Source organism: Streptomyces sp. NPDC023157 (assembly GCF_055560575.1).
The window spans coordinates 585,627-604,286 of record NZ_JBVHIL010000003.1 but is presented as its reverse complement, the minus strand read 5'-3'; the positions used below and the strand labels follow the sequence as shown (position 1 = coordinate 604,286).

General features: G+C 74.2%; 20 protein-coding genes. 10 read left to right on the top strand and 10 right to left on the bottom strand.

Annotated features, from left to right (window positions below; translation table 11 throughout):
- The first annotated feature begins 108 nt into the window (after positions 1 to 108).
- Positions 109 to 1,536, top strand: coding sequence for a geranylgeranyl reductase family protein (locus tag ACZ3ZE_RS13705; RefSeq protein ID WP_442304183.1), 1,428 nt, complete (start codon positions 109 to 111; stop codon positions 1,534 to 1,536).
- Positions 1,537 to 1,585: 49 nt separating this feature from the next.
- Here the strand turns inward: ACZ3ZE_RS13705 and ACZ3ZE_RS13700 are convergent, their stop codons facing one another.
- Positions 1,586 to 2,053, bottom strand: a complete 468-nt coding sequence (locus tag ACZ3ZE_RS13700; RefSeq protein WP_361173791.1) for a nitroreductase family deazaflavin-dependent oxidoreductase — start codon at positions 2,051 to 2,053, stop codon at positions 1,586 to 1,588.
- 194 nt (positions 2,054 to 2,247) lie between these two features.
- On the opposite strand from ACZ3ZE_RS13700, the gene ACZ3ZE_RS13695 reads away from it, so the two are divergent.
- The 3 genes from ACZ3ZE_RS13695 to ACZ3ZE_RS13685 all read left to right on the top strand — a co-directional run bounded on the left by ACZ3ZE_RS13695 (position 2,248) and on the right by ACZ3ZE_RS13685 (position 4,929).
- A complete protein-coding gene (locus tag ACZ3ZE_RS13695) occupies positions 2,248 to 2,952 on the top strand; it encodes a TetR/AcrR family transcriptional regulator (protein ID WP_363291503.1) in 705 nt (234 codons plus the stop codon).
- Between the two features lie 94 nt (positions 2,953 to 3,046).
- Complete coding sequence (locus ACZ3ZE_RS13690) at positions 3,047 to 4,267, top strand: sensor histidine kinase (protein WP_467259111.1); 1,221 nt, start codon at positions 3,047 to 3,049, stop codon at positions 4,265 to 4,267.
- A complete protein-coding gene (locus ACZ3ZE_RS13685; protein WP_361173797.1) occupies positions 4,264 to 4,929 on the top strand; it encodes a response regulator transcription factor in 666 nt (221 codons plus the stop codon). Before ACZ3ZE_RS13690 ends, ACZ3ZE_RS13685 begins: the two co-directional genes overlap by 4 nt.
- Before the next feature lie 55 nt (positions 4,930 to 4,984).
- Here ACZ3ZE_RS13685 and ACZ3ZE_RS13680 read toward each other — a convergent pair whose 3' ends face one another.
- A complete protein-coding gene (locus tag ACZ3ZE_RS13680; protein ID WP_442304193.1) occupies positions 4,985 to 5,722 on the bottom strand; it encodes a maleylpyruvate isomerase family mycothiol-dependent enzyme in 738 nt (245 codons plus the stop codon).
- Positions 5,723 to 5,838: 116 nt separating this feature from the next.
- Positions 5,839 to 7,086, bottom strand: coding sequence for an MFS transporter (locus ACZ3ZE_RS13675; protein WP_467259108.1), 1,248 nt, complete (start codon positions 7,084 to 7,086; stop codon positions 5,839 to 5,841).
- A 149-nt stretch (positions 7,087 to 7,235) separates the two neighbouring features.
- Between ACZ3ZE_RS13675 and ACZ3ZE_RS13670 the strand changes: the two genes are divergently transcribed.
- On the top strand, positions 7,236 to 8,471 hold the full coding sequence (locus ACZ3ZE_RS13670; protein WP_361173806.1) for an ROK family protein: 1,236 nt from the start codon (positions 7,236 to 7,238) through the stop codon (positions 8,469 to 8,471).
- 94 nt (positions 8,472 to 8,565) lie between these two features.
- Positions 8,566 to 9,327, top strand: a complete 762-nt coding sequence (locus ACZ3ZE_RS13665; protein WP_361173809.1) for an SAM-dependent methyltransferase — start codon at positions 8,566 to 8,568, stop codon at positions 9,325 to 9,327.
- A 22-nt stretch (positions 9,328 to 9,349) separates the two neighbouring features.
- Here ACZ3ZE_RS13665 and ACZ3ZE_RS13660 read toward each other — a convergent pair whose 3' ends face one another.
- Positions 9,350 to 9,934 carry a DUF4865 family protein gene (locus ACZ3ZE_RS13660; RefSeq protein WP_361173812.1) on the bottom strand — a complete coding sequence of 195 codons (585 nt, stop codon included), beginning with the start codon at positions 9,932 to 9,934 and terminating at the stop codon, positions 9,350 to 9,352.
- Between the two features lie 17 nt (positions 9,935 to 9,951).
- Positions 9,952 to 10,536 (bottom strand): TetR/AcrR family transcriptional regulator, encoded by a 585-nt coding sequence (locus ACZ3ZE_RS13655; RefSeq protein WP_361173815.1) that lies wholly within the window; start codon positions 10,534 to 10,536, stop codon positions 9,952 to 9,954.
- Between the two features lie 166 nt (positions 10,537 to 10,702).
- On the opposite strand from ACZ3ZE_RS13655, the gene ACZ3ZE_RS13650 reads away from it, so the two are divergent.
- From ACZ3ZE_RS13650 to ACZ3ZE_RS13640, 3 genes are read left to right on the top strand one after another with little or no spacing between them, the layout of a single operon-like run.
- Positions 10,703 to 10,981, top strand: a complete 279-nt coding sequence (locus ACZ3ZE_RS13650; protein WP_361173818.1) for an SHOCT domain-containing protein — start codon at positions 10,703 to 10,705, stop codon at positions 10,979 to 10,981.
- A complete protein-coding gene (locus tag ACZ3ZE_RS13645; RefSeq protein WP_361173821.1) occupies positions 10,978 to 11,748 on the top strand; it encodes an ABC transporter ATP-binding protein in 771 nt (256 codons plus the stop codon). The genes ACZ3ZE_RS13650 and ACZ3ZE_RS13645 overlap by 4 nt, the downstream gene beginning before the upstream one ends.
- Complete coding sequence (locus ACZ3ZE_RS13640) at positions 11,745 to 14,294, top strand: ABC transporter permease (protein ID WP_467259104.1); 2,550 nt, start codon at positions 11,745 to 11,747, stop codon at positions 14,292 to 14,294. The genes ACZ3ZE_RS13645 and ACZ3ZE_RS13640 overlap by 4 nt, the downstream gene beginning before the upstream one ends.
- A 141-nt stretch (positions 14,295 to 14,435) precedes the next feature.
- Here the strand turns inward: ACZ3ZE_RS13640 and ACZ3ZE_RS13635 are convergent, their stop codons facing one another.
- Both ACZ3ZE_RS13635 and ACZ3ZE_RS13630 read right to left on the bottom strand, forming a co-directional pair.
- A complete protein-coding gene (locus ACZ3ZE_RS13635) occupies positions 14,436 to 14,930 on the bottom strand; it encodes an ATP-binding protein (protein ID WP_361173827.1) in 495 nt (164 codons plus the stop codon).
- 172 nt (positions 14,931 to 15,102) lie between these two features.
- Positions 15,103 to 15,396: a hypothetical protein gene (locus ACZ3ZE_RS13630; protein WP_361173830.1), complete on the bottom strand. Its 294-nt coding sequence runs from the start codon at positions 15,394 to 15,396 to the stop codon at positions 15,103 to 15,105.
- A gap of 213 nt (positions 15,397 to 15,609) precedes the next feature.
- Here ACZ3ZE_RS13630 and cds1 point away from each other — a divergent pair, with 213 nt between their 5' ends.
- A complete protein-coding gene (gene cds1 / locus ACZ3ZE_RS13625; RefSeq protein ID WP_361173833.1) occupies positions 15,610 to 16,740 on the top strand; it encodes an L-cysteine desulfhydrase Cds1 in 1,131 nt (376 codons plus the stop codon).
- On the opposite strand, the gene ACZ3ZE_RS13620 is transcribed toward cds1, so the two are convergent.
- The 3 genes from ACZ3ZE_RS13620 to ACZ3ZE_RS13610 form a co-directional block, all read right to left on the bottom strand.
- A complete protein-coding gene (locus ACZ3ZE_RS13620; protein WP_361173836.1) occupies positions 16,697 to 17,200 on the bottom strand; it encodes an SRPBCC family protein in 504 nt (167 codons plus the stop codon). The two genes, cds1 and ACZ3ZE_RS13620, sit on opposite strands and share 44 nt — an antisense overlap.
- Positions 17,201 to 17,285: 85 nt before the next feature.
- The gene (locus ACZ3ZE_RS13615) at positions 17,286 to 17,780 is read right to left on the bottom strand and encodes an SRPBCC family protein (protein WP_467259101.1); all 495 of its coding nucleotides are present in this window, start codon (positions 17,778 to 17,780) and stop codon (positions 17,286 to 17,288) included.
- A gap of 28 nt (positions 17,781 to 17,808) precedes the next feature.
- A complete protein-coding gene (locus ACZ3ZE_RS13610) occupies positions 17,809 to 18,636 on the bottom strand; it encodes a DeoR/GlpR family DNA-binding transcription regulator (RefSeq protein ID WP_361173842.1) in 828 nt (275 codons plus the stop codon).
- Positions 18,637 to 18,660 lie beyond the last annotated feature (24 nt).

Here is an 18,660-nt window from a genome sequence, read left to right as displayed (position 1 = left end):
ATCCTACGGCTCGGGTCGGCCCGGGGCGGCGCGGTCCGGCCCGGCTACCGGGCCGTAGGATGCGTGCAGAGCAGGAACCACCGGTCGGATCAGGAGCAGAAGCACATCGTGAGCAGCGAGAACGCAGACGCCGGAGCGGCGGAGTCCGGCGTGGCCGGAGCGGGGTCGGTGGGTCCGGACGGGGGTCCGCCCGTGGTCTGGGACGTGGTCGTGGTGGGTGCCGGACCCGCCGGTGCGTCCGCGGCGTACGCGGCGGCCGTCGCCGGCCGTCGGGTGCTGCTCCTGGAGAAGGCCGAGCTGCCTCGCTACAAGACCTGCGGCGGAGGCATCATCGGCCCCTCGCGCGACGCGCTGCCGCCCGGCTTCGAACTGCCCCTGCAGGACCGGGTCAAGGCCGTCACCTTCTCGCACAACGGGCGCTTCTCCCGCACCCGCCGCTCGCGCCGCATGCTGTTCGGGCTGATCAACCGGCCCGAGTTCGACGCCCAGCTCGTCGAGCACGCGCAGAAGGCGGGCGCCGAGCTGCGCACCGGAGCCACCGTCACCCGTGTCGAGCAGCACGGGCAGTCCGTGCCGGACCGTCGCACGGTCGCCGTCGTCCTCGCCGACGGCGAGACCGTCCTCGCCCGCGCCGTCGTCGGCGCCGACGGAAGCGCCAGCCGGATAGGGGCGCACGTCGGCGTGAAGCTGGGGCAGGTCGACCTCGGTCTGGAGGCGGAGATCCCCGTCCCGCCGTCGGTGGCCGAGGACTGGAAGGGGCGCGTCCTCATCGACTGGGGCCCCCTGCCGGGCAGTTACGGCTGGGTGTTCCCCAAGGGCGACACGCTGACCGTCGGCGTCATCTCGGCGCGCGGTGAGGGCGCCGCCACCAAGCGCTACCTGGAGGACTTCGTCGCCCGGCTGGGCCTCGCGGGTTTCGAACCGGCCATCTCCTCCGGTCATCTGACCCGCTGCCGTACGGACGACTCGCCGCTCTCCCGCGGCCGGGTCCTGGTCTGCGGCGACGCGGCCGGTCTGCTCGAACCGTGGACCCGCGAGGGCATCTCCTTCGCGCTGCGCTCCGGCCGGCTCGCCGGCGAGTGGGCGGTCCGTGTGGCCGAGGCGGGCGACGCGGTGGACGCGCGGCGTCAGGCGCTGAACTACGCGTTCGCCATCAAGGCCGGCCTCGGCGTCGAGATGGCCGTGGGCCGCCGGATGCTGGCGCTGTTCGAGCGGCGCCCGGGTCTGCTGCACGCGACGATAACGGGACTGCGCCCCGCGTGGAACGCCTTCGCCGACATCACGCGCGGCTCGGCCACCCTGGGCGGCCTGGTCCGCGGCAACGGTCTGGCGCGGCGCGCGATCGACCTCCTGGACCGCCGCATGGACACCGAGTCGGGCGTGGGCCCGGCGGGACGGGGTGTCACCGCCCGCAAGGACGAGGAGACGGGGCAGGAAGGGCAGGAGGGGCCGGCGGAGGATGCCGCTCCCGCCGCCTCGGTGAAGCCGGGGGAGCGCGGCGCCGCGGACGGCACGCAGGTGCCCGAGACCTCCTGAGGTCTTCGATCGTGGTGTGAGGGCGGTGCGGAGAGGATCCGTGCCGCCCTCACTTCGTGACGGTGATGCGGAAGACGGGGTGGTCGGGGGCGGCGGCCGTCAGCTCCGCGTCCGTGGACTGCGCGGTCACGCCCTGGAAGTACTGGTTGACCTCCCAGCCCCAGCGCTGGAGATAGCCGCGCAGCACCTCCGGCTTCTCGGCGTCCGCCACCTCGACGGCGGTGAAGTGGCGCACCTTCCGGCCGACCCGCAGCTCGCCGCCGCCGGCCGCCCGCATGTTGCGGACCCACTGGGAGTGCCCGCGGGCCGAGACCAGGTACTGGGTGCCCCCGTGCTCGTACGGGTTGACGGGGATGCGCTGCATCCGGCCGCTCTTGCGGCCCTTCACGGAGAGCTCGGCCGAGCCGAGGAGGCTGACGCCGTGGCGGGCGAGCCAGCCGACGATGTTGTTGAAGCGGATGGCGAGGGGGCTGCCCTGGAGGTAGTACGGCTGGGGCTGGGGCTGCGAGGACGACATCGAAGGCTCCTGTGAGGTTCCGGGATGCGGGATGCGGGATGGGGGACAGGGGGGCGGGAGGGGGTCTCTGAAGCGGTGCTCCGTTTTGTGAGCACTGCTCTCGCTTGACATCAGTGTGCACGGATCGGCGCTCCGAAGCAAGAGCAGTGCTCTTATTTCGGGGCGGTGCTCCGAAACGTGGCACACTGCTCTCCATGACCCCCGTTCAAGGAGCCCGCGCCCGCGCCCGCATCGAGATCACCGCGGCCATCAAGGACGAGGCCCGCACCCAGCTCGCCGCCGAGGGCGCCGCCAAGCTCTCCCTGCGTGCCGTCGCCCGCGAGCTCGGCATGGTGTCCTCCGCGCTGTACCGCTACTTCCCCAGCCGCGACGACCTCCTCACCGCCCTCATCGTCGACGCCTACGACGCCGTCGGCGCCGCCGCCGAACAGGCCGACGCCGCCACGGCGGCCACCGCGCCCGCCGACCACCTCGCCCGCTGGACCGCCGTCTGCCGCGCCGTCCGCGCCTGGGCCGTCGCCCACCCCCACGAGTACGCCCTCATCTACGGCTCCCCGGTCCCCGGCTACACCGCCCCCCAGGACACCGTCGGCCCCGCCGCCCGCGTCGGCCTCGTCCTCGTCTCCCTCGCCCGCGCCGCCTACCAGGGCCCCGGCATCGCCCTGCCGCCCCTGGCGCCCAAGCTGCGCCCCGAGGCCGAGCGGCTCGCCGCCGAGCTGACCCCCGATCTGCCGCCCGCCCTCGCCACCGCCCTCGTCGCCGCGTGGGCCCAGCTCTTCGGGCTGATCTCGTTCGAGCTGTTCGGCCAGTTCCACCGGGTCGTCGAGGACCGGGACACCTTCTTCGCCGCCTCGGCCGAGCGCCTCGGCCGCGAGGTGGGGCTGCTGCCCGTCGCCTGACGCCGGGGCGGGACGCCCGTACTCCCTCGGGAGTACGGGTGAGCACCCCGCCCGGCGGACGCCCCCGCGCCCCGGCCCCGTCTAGCGTGGCGCCATGGACGCGCATCCGACGAGGAACCCCGGCCGCGGCGGCCCGCCGTGGCCGCGCCCCTGGCAGTGGGCGGCACACGGGCCGGGCGCCGGGCTGCCCTGGCGCTCGACCCTCGTCGTCACCGTCTTCGTCATGATCGGCACGGGCTTCGCCGCCCGGAACCAGCCCGACCGGCTCGCCCTCGACGTCCTCGGCCGTGCCCTCCTCCTGCTGGCCTGCGCCCCGCTGCTCCTGCGTCACCGCCACCCCGTCCCGGTGGTGTTCGGCGTGTCGGCGGCCACTCTCGGATACCTGGCGGCGGGTTACGCGTACGGCCCGGTCTTCGCCGCCGTCGCCGTGGCGTGCTTCGCCGCCGTCGTGCACGGGCACCGCCGGGCCGCCTGGTGGGCGCTCGGACTGCTGTGGGCCGGGCACCTGCTGCTCGCGCACTGGCTCTACCGCTGGCTGCCGCCCGGCGGCGACGGTCCCGCCCCCTGGGGGCAGGAACTCCCGGTCGCCGCCTTCGCCGTCGCGATCCTCGCCGCCGCCGAACTCGCCCGGGTCCGCCGTGAGCAGTGGGCGAAGGAACGCGCCGAGCGGGCCGCCGCCGAACGTCGCAGGGCCGACGAGGAACGCCTGCGGATCGCGCGCGAGCTCCACGACGTCCTCGCCCACTCCCTCTCCGTCATCAACGTCCAGGCCGGCGTCGGGCTCGCCCTCCTCGACGCGGACCCGGCCCAGGCCCGTACCGCCCTCACCACCATCAAGGCGGCCAGCAAGGAGGCCCTCGGCGAGGTGCGGCAGGTGCTCGACACCCTGCGCGCCCCCGGCGACGCGCCCCGCGCCCCGGCCCCCGGCCTGGACCGCCTGCCCGAACTCGTCGAACAGGCCGCGGCCGCCGGTCTCACCGTGCGGACCCGGGTCGAGGGGCGCCGCAGACGCCTGCCGCCCGGCACGGAGCTGGCCGCCTTCCGCATCGTGCAGGAGGCGCTGACCAACGTCGTGCGCCACTCCGGCTCGCGCACCGCCGAAGTCGTCCTCGGGTACGGCCCGGACGTGCTCTCCCTGCGCGTCGACGACGAGGGCCCGGCCACCGGCGGCGACGCGGGCGGCAGCGGCAACGGACTCGTCGGGATGCGGGAGCGGGCCGCCGCGCTCGGTGGCACGATCGAGGCGGGCACCCGGCCGGACGGCGGCTTCCGGGTGCGCGCCACCCTTCCCGTACGCCCTGAGGAGCCCTCGTGATCCGTGTCGTGCTCGCCGACGACCAGTCGCTCGTCCGGGCGGGCTTCCGCGCCCTCCTGGACGCCCAGCCGGACATCGAGGTCGCGGGCGAGGCCGCCGACGGCGAGGAGGCCGTCGCCCGGGTGCGCGAACTGCGCCCGGACGTCGTCCTGATGGACATCCGGATGCCGCACCTCGATGGCCTCGCCGCCACCCGTCTGATCACCGCCGACCCGGAACTCGGCGCGGTCCGGGTGGTCATGCTCACCACGTTCGAGCTCGACGAGTACGTCTTCGAGGCCATCCGCTCCGGCGCCTCCGGCTTCCTGGTCAAGGACACCGAACCGGAGGAGCTGCTGCGGGCCGTGCGCGCGGTGGTCGGCGGCGACGCGCTGCTGTCGCCGGGGGTGACGCGGCGGCTCATCGAGGAGTTCGCGGCCCGCTCCAAGCCGCCCGGCCGCGCCGCCGGCCTCGACGAACTCACCGAGCGCGAGCGCGAGGTGATGGCGCTGGTCGGCATCGGCCTGTCCAACGACGAGATCGCCCGCCGCCTGGTGGTGAGCCCGCTCACCGCCAAGACCCACGTGAGCCGCACCATGGTGAAGCTGGGTGCCCGCGACCGGGCCCAACTCGTCGTCCTGGCCTACGAGTCGGGGCTGGTCCGGCCGGGCTGGCTCGGCTGAGGCCCCGCAGGTCGGCGGCTGAGGACCCGCAGGTCGTCGGCTGAGGCCTCGCAGGTCAGCCGATGGCCGAGTTCTCCCGCCACAGCCGGGCCAGGCCGGCGTCGCCGGTGACGGTCACCGTGTCCTGGGGAAGGCGGTTCCACAGCGTCAGGTAGAGCCGGTCGGCGGGCCCGCTCAGCTCGCAGTCGGCCGGGCCGTCCGCGCCCGTCTCCGTCCGAGGCACCTCCGGCGACAGATGCACGGTCCACACGTCGCCGCTGTCCGTGGCGCGGACCCGCAGGGTGCGCGGCCCGTCGGTGCGGACCCGGCTGCGGTCACGGCCGTGGAAGCCGCGCAGCAGTTCGTCGATCCCGTCGGCGGCGATGACCGGGTCGACCGGGCCGGGCCCGGAGGAGAGCGCGGACTCGGCGTCCGCGCGGTGCACGGTCGTCTCGTGGGTCTGCCGCCGCGCCCAGAACGCGCGCGGCGAGGAGGCCGGCAGGAAGGTCCAGCACACCAGGTCCTCGGGGGCGTCGCGCAGGGCCTCGACGAGCCGGGCGTGGCCCTCGCGGGTGTACGTGAGGAGCGCGTCGCCGTCCAGGTCGGGCTCCCCGCCGAAGGGCAGGTACTCGGTGCGCGCCTCGGCGACGAGCGTGGTGGCCCAGTGGTGGACCGCCGTGGTGTGCCGCAGCAGGTCCCGCACCCGCCAGCCCGGGCAGGTGGGGACCTCGGCGTCGAGTCCGGCCGCCTCGGCGGCCTCCAGGAGTGCCTTGCCCGCGGTGTCGAGCGCGTCGATGTGCGTGTCGGTGCTCAGGATGTCCATGCCGCGGATTATGGCCCGCGGCGGATCACGGTGTCCCGGACCGGCCGCGCGGGAGCCGGACGGTCTGGGACGGCGGCCGGTCCCGCCCGGCGCCTGAACGGGGCTTCTCAACTCACGGAGTGCATCCGGTCGTTGCGGGTCGCGTACCCCATGGCGGCCGCGCCGGCGGCGAGCAGGGCGACGGTGGTGAGGGCCACGGGCAGGGAGAACCAGTCGGCGAGGAAGCCGATGGACGGCGGGCCGAGCAGCATGCCGCCGTAGCCGAGGGTGGAGGCGGTCGCGACGCCGCTCGGGCCCGCGAGCGCCCCGGCGCGGGCGACGGCGACGGGGAAGATGTTGGCGAGGCCGAGCCCGGTGACGGCGAAGCCGAGCAGCGCCGCCCACACGGTCGGCGCGAGCGCCCCGAGCAGCATGCCCGCGGCCGCGGTGAGCCCGCCGGCGACGAGCGTACGGGTCTGCCCGAGCCGTTCGAGCAGGGCCGTACCGGACAGGCGTCCGGCCGTCATGGTCAACGCGAACAGCGAGTACCCGGCGGCGGCCACGCCGGGATGCGCGTCCAGGTCCTGCGCGAGGTGCAGCGCGCCCCAGTCGGCGAGCGCGCCCTCCCCGTACGCCGTGCACATGGCGATCACGCCGAAGACGAGCACGGCCCTGCGGGCCCCGGCGGGGCGGGCGGCGGCCGGGCTCGACGTGTTCGACGGCTTCGACCGGTTCGTCGGCAGCGCCTCCGGCGGGGCGGGGGAGGGGTGACGCAGGAGTACGGGCCCGGCGGCGGCGGTCAGGAGGAGTCCGACGACGGTGAGCCCGAGCAGGTGCGCGGTGGGCGACAGGCTGCCGGCGACGAGCCCGCCGAGCCCGGCCCCGACCATGCCGCCGAGGCTGAAGGCGGCGTGGAAGCTGGGCATCACGGGCCTGCGGAGCGCGGCGACGAGGTCGACGGCGGCGCTGTTCATGGCGACGTTGATCCCGCCGTACGCGGCGCCGAAGGCGAGCAGGACGAGGCCGAGGGCGAGCGGGGAGCGGGTGAGGGGCGGCAGGGCGAGGGAGAGCGAGAGCAGGACGGCGGTGACGACGGTCACGGGGTGGCTGCCGTAGCGGCGGCAGAGGCGCCCGGTGAGCGTCATCGTGACGACGGCGCCCGCGGAGACGCCGAGCAGCGCGAGCCCGAGGTCGCCGGCGGAGGCGCCGGTCTGCTGCTTGATGGCGGGGATGCGGACCACCCAGCCGGCGAAGAGGAAGCCGTCGAGGGCGAAGAAGAGGGTCAGGGCGGAGCGGAGGCGGGACAGGGGGAGGGGAGCGGTGTCTCCGCCGGATCCCCCTGAGACGGCCGTCCGTACTTTGTTTAGTAGCGGCACAAAGTCAGGATAGGGGTGGGACGGCCCTGGACACAACACCGGCGGCGCCACGCCCGCCGCGGCGCTTCCGGCCGGGGCGGCGGGCGAGACCCGGCCAAAGAGAGGGCGCCGGAGGCCCGGGACGGACCGATCATGGGAGACTCGCACCCATGAACGGCAAGGCGACGACGACCACGCGAACACGGCTGGACAGGGGGCGCAGCGCGCTCGGACCCGCGCTGGAACTGGTGCACACGGGCCGCGCGCCCACCCGCGCCGTCCTCACCGCCGAGCTGGGTGTGACCCGCGCCACCGCCGGAGCCGTCGCCGCCGAACTGGAGGCGCTCGGCCTCATCCGGGTCGACTCCAACCCGGGCGCCGCGGCCGGCTCGCAGGGACGCCCCTCGCACCGCCTGTCGGTCGACGAGAAGGGCCCCGTCGCCCTCGCCGCGCAGGTCCACGCCGACGGCTTCCGTGCCGCCCTCGTCAGCCTCGGCGGCACCCTCGTGGCCACCGCCCCCGGCTGCGTCACCGTCTCCGCCGACCCCGCCCAGGTCCTCGGCGCCGTCGTCGAGGCGGGCGCCGGGCTGCTCCGCGCGACGGGGCGCCGCTGCGTCGGCGCCGGCCTGGCCGCGCCCTCCGCCGTCGCCGAACCCGAGGGCACCGCGCTCAACCCGCTCCACCTCGCCTGGCCCGCCGGCGCCCCCGTGCGCGAGATCTTCGCCGAGCAGGTGCGCGCGGCCGGCATCGAGGGCCCCGCCTTCACCGGCAACGACGTGAACCTCGCCGCCCTCGCCGAGCACCGCCACGGCGCGGGGCGCGGCGCGAAGGACCTGCTCTGCGTGGCCACCGGCCACCGCGGCGTCGGCGGTGCCCTCGTCCTCGACGGGCGCCTGCACACGGGGAGTTCGGGCCTCGCCCTGGAGGTCGGCCACCTCACCGTCAACCCGGAGGGCCGCCCCTGCCACTGCGGCTCGCGCGGCTGCCTCGACGTCGAGACCGACCCCCTCGCCTTCCTCACCGTCGCGGGCCGCGCCCCCGGCCCCGAGGTCTCCCTCCTCCAGCAGGCCCGCGACCTGCTGCGCGACCAGCCCGACGACCCCGGCGTGCGCGCCGCCACCGAGGAGCTGATCGACCGCCTCGGCCTCGGCCTGGCCGGCCTGGTCAACATCCTCAACCCGGACCGCATCATCCTCGGCGGCCTCCACCGCGAACTCCTCAACGCGGACCCGAGCCGCCTCCGCGCCGTCGTCGCCGACCGCAGCCTCTGGGGTCGCAGCGGCGGCGTCCCGATCCTCCCCTGCACCCTCGACCACAACAGCCTCGTGGGCGCCGCGGAACTGGCCTGGCAGCCGGTGCTCGACGATCCGCTGAAGGCGCTGGGCGGCGCGCTCGCGGGCGAGTAGATCCGGCGTGGCCTCAACGGCCCACGTGACGGCTCCGCGCCCATGCCGCAAAAGAATTGGGCGCGCCGGTCGGCGCGGACTAGGGTCCCGCCCTATGACCAATGATGATCTTCCGCCGCGCCTCGGCAGCGGCCTCACCTTCCACGGCCCGCTCTCCGAGGCCAGGGCCGGCCGGCTCGTGGCGCGGATCGCGGCGATCTCGCCGGGGTCGGTGCTCGACATCGGCTGCGGGCAGGGCGAGTTGCTGCTGCGGGTGCTGGACGCCGTGCCCGGGGCCAAGGGGGTCGGGATCGACATCGACGGCCCCGAGCTGGCCCGGGGGCGCGAGCGCGCCGCCGGGCGTGGGCTCGCCGGACGGGTCGATTACGTCGAGGAGTCCGGGGTCGGCACGGCGCAGGGCCCCGCCGACGTGGTGCTGTGTCTCGGGTCGGGGCAGGCGCTGTGCGAGGGGGACACATACGATCCGGCCGTCATCCTGCGGGAACTGCGCCGGCTGGTACGGCCCGGTGGGCGGGTCGTGCTCGGTGAGGGCTTCTGGGAGCGCACCCCGACGGAGGCGGAGCTCGGCGCGATGTGGCCGGGTGCGCGGGCCGACGACCATCTGTCGCTCGCGGCGCTCGTCGACCTGGCGATCGAGGCCGGGTTCCGGATCGCGTGGACCGAGACGGCGAGCCAGGAGGAGTGGGAGGAGTTCGAGTCCGGATACCGCCACGACGCCGAAGTCTGGCTCGCCGCCCACCCGGAGCACCCGCAGGCGGCCGAGACCCGCGCCCGCGTCGATCGTCAGCGCTCGGCCTGGCTCGGCTACCGGACGGTGCTCGGCATCGCGTATCTGACGCTGGTGCCGGTGGGCTGAAGCCGTCAGGCGGCGGGGGCGGTCACCACAGGCGTCCCGAGCGGAGGGCCGGCCGGCCCGGGGCCGACAGGTGGAGGACCTGGAAGCGGTCGCCCGCCCCGGCCGGGGCCTCCGTCCCGGCCCACAGGGTGAACGACAGCAGTTCCCAGTGGCGCGGGTCGATCGCCAGCGCGCTCGCCACCACACCCTCGGCCCGCGCCTCCTCGGCGTGCCGCCCCACCGCCTCGGCGACCGCCTCGCCGGGCGCCGTGCCCTCGCCGAGCGGGGTCGCGCGACGCGTCGCCGTGCGCGGCGCGTGCGCGGCCGCCGGGCCCTCCCCGTACGCGAGCCCGGTCCAGTGCCGTACGACGGGCCGGCCGAAGTCGTCGACGATGCCCTGGAAACCGGGCCCCCAGAGGAACGCGTTCATGCCCTCGGGCGCCGCCCACAGGTAGAAGGGCGCGTACTGGTTGACCGGCGAGCCGTCCTCCCGCTCCCGCATCAGATACGCCTTCAGGCCCAAACCCGGGAAGTCGTCCAGGAGATGACCCCGGGTCGCCACCCGCTCGCGGATGATCCCCATGTCGTAGTCGGCGGGCAGGGTGATCTCGTACTGCATCGCGTGCACGGGACTCGCTCCTCGGCTCAGTGGGTACGGGGGGACAGCAGCGTGAGCAGGCCGCGCACCGCCGCGTCGAAGGCGGCGGGGGAGCCCGAGGCGCGGGCCAGGACGTAGCCGCCCTGCACCGTCGCGACGACCGTCGCGGCCACCTCGTCCGGGCGCAGCGGGCCGGTCAACTCGCCGCTGTCCAAGCCCTCCTGGACGACCTCGGCGAGCCGTCCGCGCAGCCAGTCCAGCGTCTCGTCGACCGGCGCCCGCAGCGCCGCGTCCGCCACGACGTCCGGGTCCATGGTCAGCCGCCCCACCGGGCAGCCGCGCAACACGTCGCGCTCGCGCAGCAGATACGCCTCGATGCGCGCGTACGCCGAACCCTCGCCGTCCAGGACCCGTCCGGCCGCCCGCCGCAGCTCCTCGGCGGTGCGCCGGATCGCGGCGAGCGCGAGGTCGGGCTTGCCGGTGAAGTGGTGGTACATGCTGCCCTGCCCCGCTCCGGCGGCCTGCTGGATCGCCTTGGGGCTCGTGCCGACGTAACCGCGCTCCCAGAGGAGTTCGCGGGTGGCCTCGATCAGTCGCTCGGAGGTGCTCGCACTCATGATCCGACTGTACATACCAGTAGGTACAGAGTCGAGAGGTGGGGTGGGAGAGGCGCGGGAGCAGGGGTGGGGGGCTTCGGTACTCCCCGTGGGGTACGGGCGAAGCCGCTGGGCGTACGACGACTCGGAGGGGGTCCCGGGGCGAGGCTCGAAGCATCGACCACACGAGGAGCTGAGCACGATGAACACCCTCGCCTATGCGGGCCCCGGCCCATGGGTCCTCTTCTTCCCACTCGTCTGGGCCGCGGTGATCGTCACCGTCGTGACCGTCCTGCGCCGCTTCGGCCCGCGCCGCCACCGTGGCCCCTGGGCCCCGCGTGTCGACGAGCGGTCGCCGATCGCGCTGCTGGGGCACCGGTTCGCTGCCGGTGAGATCGACGAGGACGAGTACTGGCGGCGGCTGACCGTCCTGGAGGAGCAGTTCGGGCGCGCCGCCGGGGAGAAGGGGCGACGGTCATGACCGCCACGACCGATACGAAGGCCCCGAGCCCGGCCGCGGCCCGCGTCGTCGACGCGGTCAAGGTGTACGGCGTCGGAGACACCGAGGTCAGGGCCCTGGACGGGGTGAGCGTCGACTTCCCGGCCGGGCGCTTCACCGCGATCATGGGCCCCTCGGGCTCCGGCAAGTCCACGCTGATGCACTGCGCCGCCGGTCTCGACACGCTCACCTCCGGCTCCGCCCTGATCGGCGACACCGACCTGTCCGCCCTCGACGACCGGCGCCTCACGCTGCTGCGGCGGGAGCGGATCGGCTTCGTCTTCCAGGCCTTCAACCTGCTGCCGACCCTCACCGTCGCCGAGAACATCACGCTGCCCCTGGACCTCGCGGGAACCACCCCGGACCGGGCCCGGCTCGACGCGCTGATCGACGCCGTGGGGCTGCGCGACCGGCTCCGTCACCGGCCTGGCGAGCTCTCCGGGGGACAGCAGCAGCGCGTCGCCGTCGCCCGGGCCTTCGCCGGGGACCCGGACGTCGTCTTCGCCGACGAACCCACCGGCAACCTCGACTCGCGTTCGGGCGAGGAGGTGCTGCGGCTGCTGGGGGACACGGTCCGGCGCACCGGTCGGACGGTCGTCATGGTCACCCATGATCCGGTGGCCGCCGCCCACGCGGACGAGGTCGTGTTCCTGGCCGACGGGCGGCTTGTCGATCGGATCCAATATCCGACATCCGATGTCGTCCTGGACCGGATGAAGTCCTTCGACCGGAGGGGAGCGGTGTCATGACCACCCTGCGTCTGAGCCTCTCCTCCCTCCGCGCCCACCGGCGCCGCTTCCTGGGCACCTTCGCCGCCGTGCTGCTCGGCGTCGCCTTCCTCACCGGCACGCTCGTCATGGGCGACACCCTGCGCGCCAGCTTCGACACCCTGTTCGCCGACGCCAACCGCGGCACGGACGCCGTGGTCCGCAGCGCGAGCGTCGTGACCGTCGCCGGCGAGGCGCAGGGCACCCGCCGCCCGGTGGACGCCGCGCTCGCCGACAGCATCGCCCAGGTTCCGGGCGTCGCCGCCGCCGTGCCGCGCATCGAGGGGGCTGGGCAGCTCGTCGGCGCCGACGGCAAGCCGATCGGCGGCCAGGGGCCGCCCACCCTCGCTGGATATTGGATCCAGGATCCACAACTCAATCCGTACGCCCTCGCCGAGGGCCGCGCCCCGCAGAAGAGCGGCGAGGCCGTCGTCAACCGCGGCGCGGCGAAAGCCGGCGGGCTGACGCTCGGCTCCACCACCGTGCTGCGCACCCCCGACCCGGTGCGCGTCACCGTCGTCGGCCTCGCCACCTTCGGCGGCGCAGACGGCATGGGCCAGGTCACCTACACCGGACTGACCCGCGCGGACGCCGAGAAGTACCTCACCCCGAAGGCCGGGGACGCCTCCGACATCCTCGTCCGGGCCGGTCCCGGGATCTCCCAGCGGGAACTGGTCGACGCCCTGAACCCCGTACTCCCCAAGGGAGTCGAGGCCCTCACCGGGCAGCAGGCCACCGACGAGAGCAACGCGTCCGTCTCCGGCCGCTTCCTCACCCTGTTCACGACCTTCCTGCTGGTGTTCAGCGGGGTCGCCCTGCTGGTCTCGGTGTTCTCCATCCACAACACCTTCGCGATCGTCGTCGCCCAGCGGACCCGCGAGAACGCGCTGCTGCGCGCCCTCGGCGCCGCCCGTCGCCAGGTCGTCGCGATGACCCTCACCGAGGCCGTCGCCGTCGCCGTCCTCGCCTCCGGGGCCGGACTCCTGGGCGGCATCGGCGTGGCCGCAGGGCTCCAGGCCCTCTTCCCGGCGATCGGCTTCCCCTTCCCCGAAGGGGACCTGGTGGTCAAGGGACTGTCCCTCGCCCTGCCGTTCGCCGTCGGGCTCGCCGTCTGCGTCGGCTCCGCCCTGCTGCCCGCCGTACGGGCCGGGCGCACCGCGCCGCTCGCCGCGCTCCGCGAGACGGCCGTGGACGACTCCGCCGCCTCCCGCACCCGTGCGGCCACGGGAGCCGGACTCCTCGCCCTGGCCGTGGGCCTGGTCCTCGTCGGCGTGCTCGGCACGCCGTCGCTGTGGCTCGCGGGGACCGGGGCGGTGCTCGCCCTCGCCGCGTTCGTCGTCCTGGGCCCGCCGGCCTCCTCGTACGCGGTACGGATCCTCGGCGGCCCCCTGCGCGGCGCCAACCGGGGACTCGCGCGACGCAACGCGCTGCGCAGCCCCCGGCGGACCGCCGCCACCGCCACGGCGCTCATGATCGGCGTCGCCGTCGTCTCGCTCTTCACGGTCTTCGGGGCCTCGCTCAAGGCGACCATGGACCGGACCGTCTCGCACTCCTTCGCCGGCGACGTGGCCGTCAGCGCGCCGTCCTTCGGGGCGGGCGGCAGCGGCCTGAGCCCGCGGCTCGGGCCTGCCGTGGCCGCGCTGCCGCAGGTCGAGACCGCGGTCGGGCTCGGCCGGGGCGTGGCGGAGGTCGACGGCCGCGGCCGGGCGCTCACCGTCACCGACCCGGCGGCGCTGGCCCGCACGTTCGACCTCGGGACCGTACGGGGCTCCCTGGACGGGCTCGGCACGGACGGCCTCGCCGTCGCGTCCTCCGAAGCCGACCGGTACGGCCTGGCGCCGGGGCGCACGGTCCAGCTGGCCTTCGCCGACGGCACCCGGCGGACCTTCACCGTCAAGGCCGTGTACCAGCAGTCCGAACTCGCCGGCGACTACGTCCTCACCCGCGCCGCCTGGGCCCCGCACCGCACCCAGGACGCCGACCGGTTGGTGGCCGTCACCTTCAAGGACGGCGTCTCCACGGACGAGGGCAAGGCGGCGGTGGAACGGGTCGCGGCGCGGTACGGCGACCCGGAGGTGCAGACCAGGGACGCGTACGCGGAGTCGTCGGCGGCCGGCATCGACATGATGCTGACCCTCGTCTACGCGCTGCTCGCGCTCGCGGTGCTGATCGCCCTGCTGGGGATCGCCAACACGCTGACCCTCGCCGTCCACGAGCGCACCCGCGAACTGGGCCTGCTCCGGGCCGTCGGTCAGACCCGCTCCCAACTGCGGGCCATGGTCCGCTGGGAGTCCGTCCTGATCGCCGCCTTCGGCACGGCCGGTGGCCTGCTCCTCGGCGGCTTCCTCGGCTGGGTCCTGGTCCGCGCCTCCGACGGCGCATCCGACAGCGCCTTCGTCTTCGCGCTCCCGCCGACCCAGCTCGCGACCGTAGCCGCCATCGGCCTCGCCGCGGGAGCCACCGCCGCCTGGCGCCCGGCCCGACGGGCCGCCCGCCTGGACATCCTGCGGGCGATCGCGACGGAGTGACGGGGCGTCGGGGCGTCGGATCCACTACCCAATATCCGACATCCGGCCGTCCGCTATCCAAGGGCCGATACCCGGGGCACTGGATCCAACGCCCCGGATATCGGCTATCGGACATCGGCTACTGGATATGGGATCCAGGACTCACCGCACCAGCGCCGCCGCCTCCAGCGGCCCCGCCGTCGTCGCCCCGTACACCACATCGGACCGTGGCGTCTCCGCCACCGGCGACGGCGGTGCCTGGAGCGTGAACCAGACGACCTTCCCCGAATCGCCGTGCGGTCGCACGCCCCAGCTCTCGCTCATCGCCTCGATGATGGCGAGTCCGCGCCCCGAGGTGGCGAACTCGGCGTCCGTATCGCAGCGTTCGGTGAGGTCCGGTATCCGTGGATCGTGGTCGCGGACGGAGACCGTGAGACGGTCGAGCAGGAGCGCGACCTCGACGGTGCATGTCTTGTCCGGCTGGGCGTGCCGGTGGACGTTGGTCAGGAGCTCGGTGACGCCGAGCGCGGCAAGGTCGATCAATGCGTCGAGCTGCCAGTGGCGCAGATGCGCCGAAACGATTCTGCGGACCTGACCGATCCGCGGCGGCAGGGCCTGGAGCTCCACCGTGCAGTACCTGCTGGGCTCGCTGATCACGGCTGCGACTCCCCGAAATTAGGTCCGGAAGAAGACGGAGGTTCGGATCTGTCATGCGGTGTAGCAGGGCGGTGGGCCGGCTCGCAGCGTCACCGCCGGTAAACCCTCGGTGAGGTGGTTCCAGCCTGAACCAGTGGTGACCGAGCCGCAACTCGCGGCGACTCGCCGCAGGTCAGGGGCGCGGACCGGTCTTCTTGAGGACTTCGAGCAGCCGTCCGGAGCCCGAGTCCGACATGCCGGAGATCCGGTAGCGGGTGCCGTTCACCGTCGCGACCGCCTCGTCGGGCCTCGCGAACCAGGGCCTGCCCGCCCTGACCTTGTCCACCGGCGCGCTGTCGATCTCGCTGCCGTAGCTGGTCAGGAGGGAGAGCCGCCCGTCCTCGACACGGACCTCGCCCGCGCGGGTCAGTGACCTGGGCCAGCGGTCGATCCGTACCCCGGTGGCCGTGAAATCGGGTTCCGTCATCTCGCTCCGCCCCCTTCGCGCAGGCAACCCCCACCCCAGTGTGCCGGGCCCCCGCGCCCCGCACCAGCAGGCCTTTCGCGACAGCGGCCCGAACGCTTTCGCGCGGGTGCCTGCAAGCCACTCCTATGGACTCTCAAAGGGAACGTTTGCCCAGGTGAGAGCGGTATTGTCGGTCAGTGGGGCACCGTTGCACATCCATGAGAAGAGGCGCACATGACCAGCATCGACGCCATCGCGCGCAGTGCCATGGCCACCATCGACGTCGACCGCAGCGACCCCGGTTACCGGTCGTGGCTCAAGGAGGCCGTGCGCAAGGTCCACGCCGACGCCAACCGCTCGGCCGACACCCACCTGCTGCGTTTCCCGCTCCCCGAGAGCTGGGGCATCGACCTCTACCTCAAGGACGAGTCGACCCACCCCACCGGCAGCCTCAAGCACCGCCTGGCGCGCTCGCTCTTCCTCTACGGCCTGTGCAACGGCTGGATCCGCCCCGGCGCGCCCGTCATCGAGGCCTCCAGCGGTTCGACCGCCGTCTCCGAGGCGTACTTCGCCAAGCTGATCGGCGTCCCCTTCATCGCCGTGATGCCGCGCACCACCAGCCCCGAGAAGTGCCGTCTGATCGAGTTCCACGGCGGGCAGTGCCACTTCGTCGACGACTCGCGCACGATGTACGACGAGGCCGCCGAGCTCGCCGAGCGCACCGGAGGCCACTACATGGACCAGTTCACGTACGCGGAGCGGGCCACCGACTGGCGGGGCAACAACAACATCGCGGAGTCGATCTACCAGCAGCTCAAGCTGGAGCGCTACCCGGAGCCCGCCTGGATCGTCGCCACCGCCGGTACCGGCGGCACCTCGGCGACCATCGCCCGCTATGTGCACTACATGCAGCACGACACCCGGGTGTGTGTCGCCGACCCGGAGAACTCCTGTTTCTTCGACGGCTGGACCCACCACGACCCGGAGGCCAGCTCCGACTGCGGCTCGCGGATCGAGGGCATCGGCCGGCCCCGGATGGAGCCCAGCTTCGTGCCCGGCGCCATCGACCGCATGATGAAGGTGCCCGACGCGGCGAGCGTCGCCGCCGTCCGCGCCCTGGAGACGGCGATAGGGCGCAAGGCCGGCGGTTCCACCGGCACCGGCCTGTGGAGCGCGTTCAAGATCATCGCCCAGATGGTCGCGGAGAAGCGCACCGGCAGCGTCGTCACCCTGATCTGCGACCCGGGCGAGCGCTACCTCGACAAGTACTACTCGGACGCCTGGCTGGCCGAGCAGGGCCTCGACATCGCGCCGTACGAGGCTACGGTCGAGCGCTTCCTGGCGACGGGTGTCTGGCCGGAGTAAGCCTCCGCTCCAGGTTGCGCATCGCGTCCCGGAAGGACTTGCCGACGCCCGGCCGGGCCAGTCGCATCGCCACCCGGCAGGGGCCGTTCCCGTCGACGGCCATGGTCCAGCGGACCCGGGTGCCGTCCGCCGTGGGGGAGAGGACCCACTCCTCCAGGAGGGCGGACAGCCCGGGGACGTTGGTCTCGTCGACCCGGTACGCGTAGCGGGCGGCCGGGTCGGTCGCCAGGATCGTCTCGCGGAACTCCACCCCGCCCTTCAGCCGGACCGTCCGCCCCGCACCGCCATGGGTCGGCGTGGCGGACGTGACGGCGCCGAACCACGCGGGTGTGCTGGCCAGTTCGACGGCCAGCGACCGGTACACCGCCGCGGGCGGGGCGGCGAGTCCGGTGGTGAACACCAGGCGCAGCGGCGCGGATGCGGCGAAGTCGAGCTCCACCGGCCTCAGTCGGCGTGCCATGGGCCGTACCTCCCGTCGGGCGGGTCCTGGGTCCGGATCCCGCACCGTTCGCGGATCCGGACCCCCCACCGTAGCTGACAACCCGTCAGTTCCGCAGTAGTCCGTCCAGTGCCCGGCCGAACAACACCCGTCCCGCGAGGGCCAGTACGGGATCGAAGGCGGCCGGCACCCCGCGCAGCCGCAGCTCCTCCACCCACACCACCCGGCTGCCCACGGACCCGCCCGACGCACCGGCCACGCCCGACGCACCGGCCCCGGCCACGCCGGACGCATCGGCCACGCCCGACACCTCGAACGAGGCCGAGCCCAGCACCACCCGCCCCAGCTTCACCAGCCGGCACACTCCCGTACGGCCCGGCGCGGGCGGTTCGAGGACCACGACCTCCATCGGGTCGTCGAAGGCGAGCCGTCCGAGGCCGGTCCGCGCCGTGAACCGGGTGCCCACCGCGTTCGGTCCCGCCGTGAGCACCGTCGTCCGCGTGAACGGGACCTGCGCGCCGTGCGCCGGCCAGTCCGTCAGCCGCCGCCACACCTCGGCGGGCGGCAACGCCACGGTCCGCTCGATCCGGAACCGGCTCATCCGGGTCCCACCCGGCCCGGCCGCGCGCTCACTCCGGCTCCTCGCCCGCCACCACGAGCCCCGGCAGACGCTCCGCCATCTCCTCGCGCACCTCCGCCGACAGGCCCCGGTCCGTGACCAGGGTGTCCACCTCGTCCAGCGTCGCGAAGGAGCTCAGCCCCACCGTCCCCCACTTGGTGTGATCCGCGACGACCACCACGCGCCGGGCCGCCCCCACGAGCCGCCGGTTGGTCTCGGCCTCCGCCAGGTTCGGCGTCGACAGGCCGGCCTCCACCGAGATGCCGTGCACCCCGAGGAACAGCGCGTCGAAGTGGAGCGAACGGATCGCCTGGTCGGCCACCGGCCCCACCAGCGCGTCCGAGGGCGTGCGCACCCCGCCGGTCAGCACCACCGTCGCCGCCCCCGGCCGGGCCTCCCCGCCGGAACCCGAGTGCTGCGCCTCGTAGAAGACGTCCGCGACCCGCACCGAGTTGGTCACCACCGTCAGGTCCGGCACGTCCAGCAGATGCCGGGCCAGCGCGAACGTGGTCGTACCGCCGGAGAGGGCGATCGCCGTCCCCGGCCGCACCATCGCGGCCGCCGCCCGGGCGATCTCCTCCTTGGCGCCGAGCTCCAGCGCCGACTTCGCCTCGAACCCCGGCTCGTGGCTGCTCGCCTCGACCACCGGCACCGCCCCGCCGTGCACCTTCGCGACCACACCCTGCCGGGCCAGCGCGTCCAGGTCCCGGCGGACCGTCATGTCGGAGACGTTGAGACGGCGGGTCAGCTCGTTGACCCGGACGCCTCCGCGCCGCCGCACCTCGTCGAGAATCAGGGCGCGCCGCTGTTCCGCGAGGAGGTTCTGATTGTCACTCATCCGCCGGGGCCGGTCCTTTCCGCA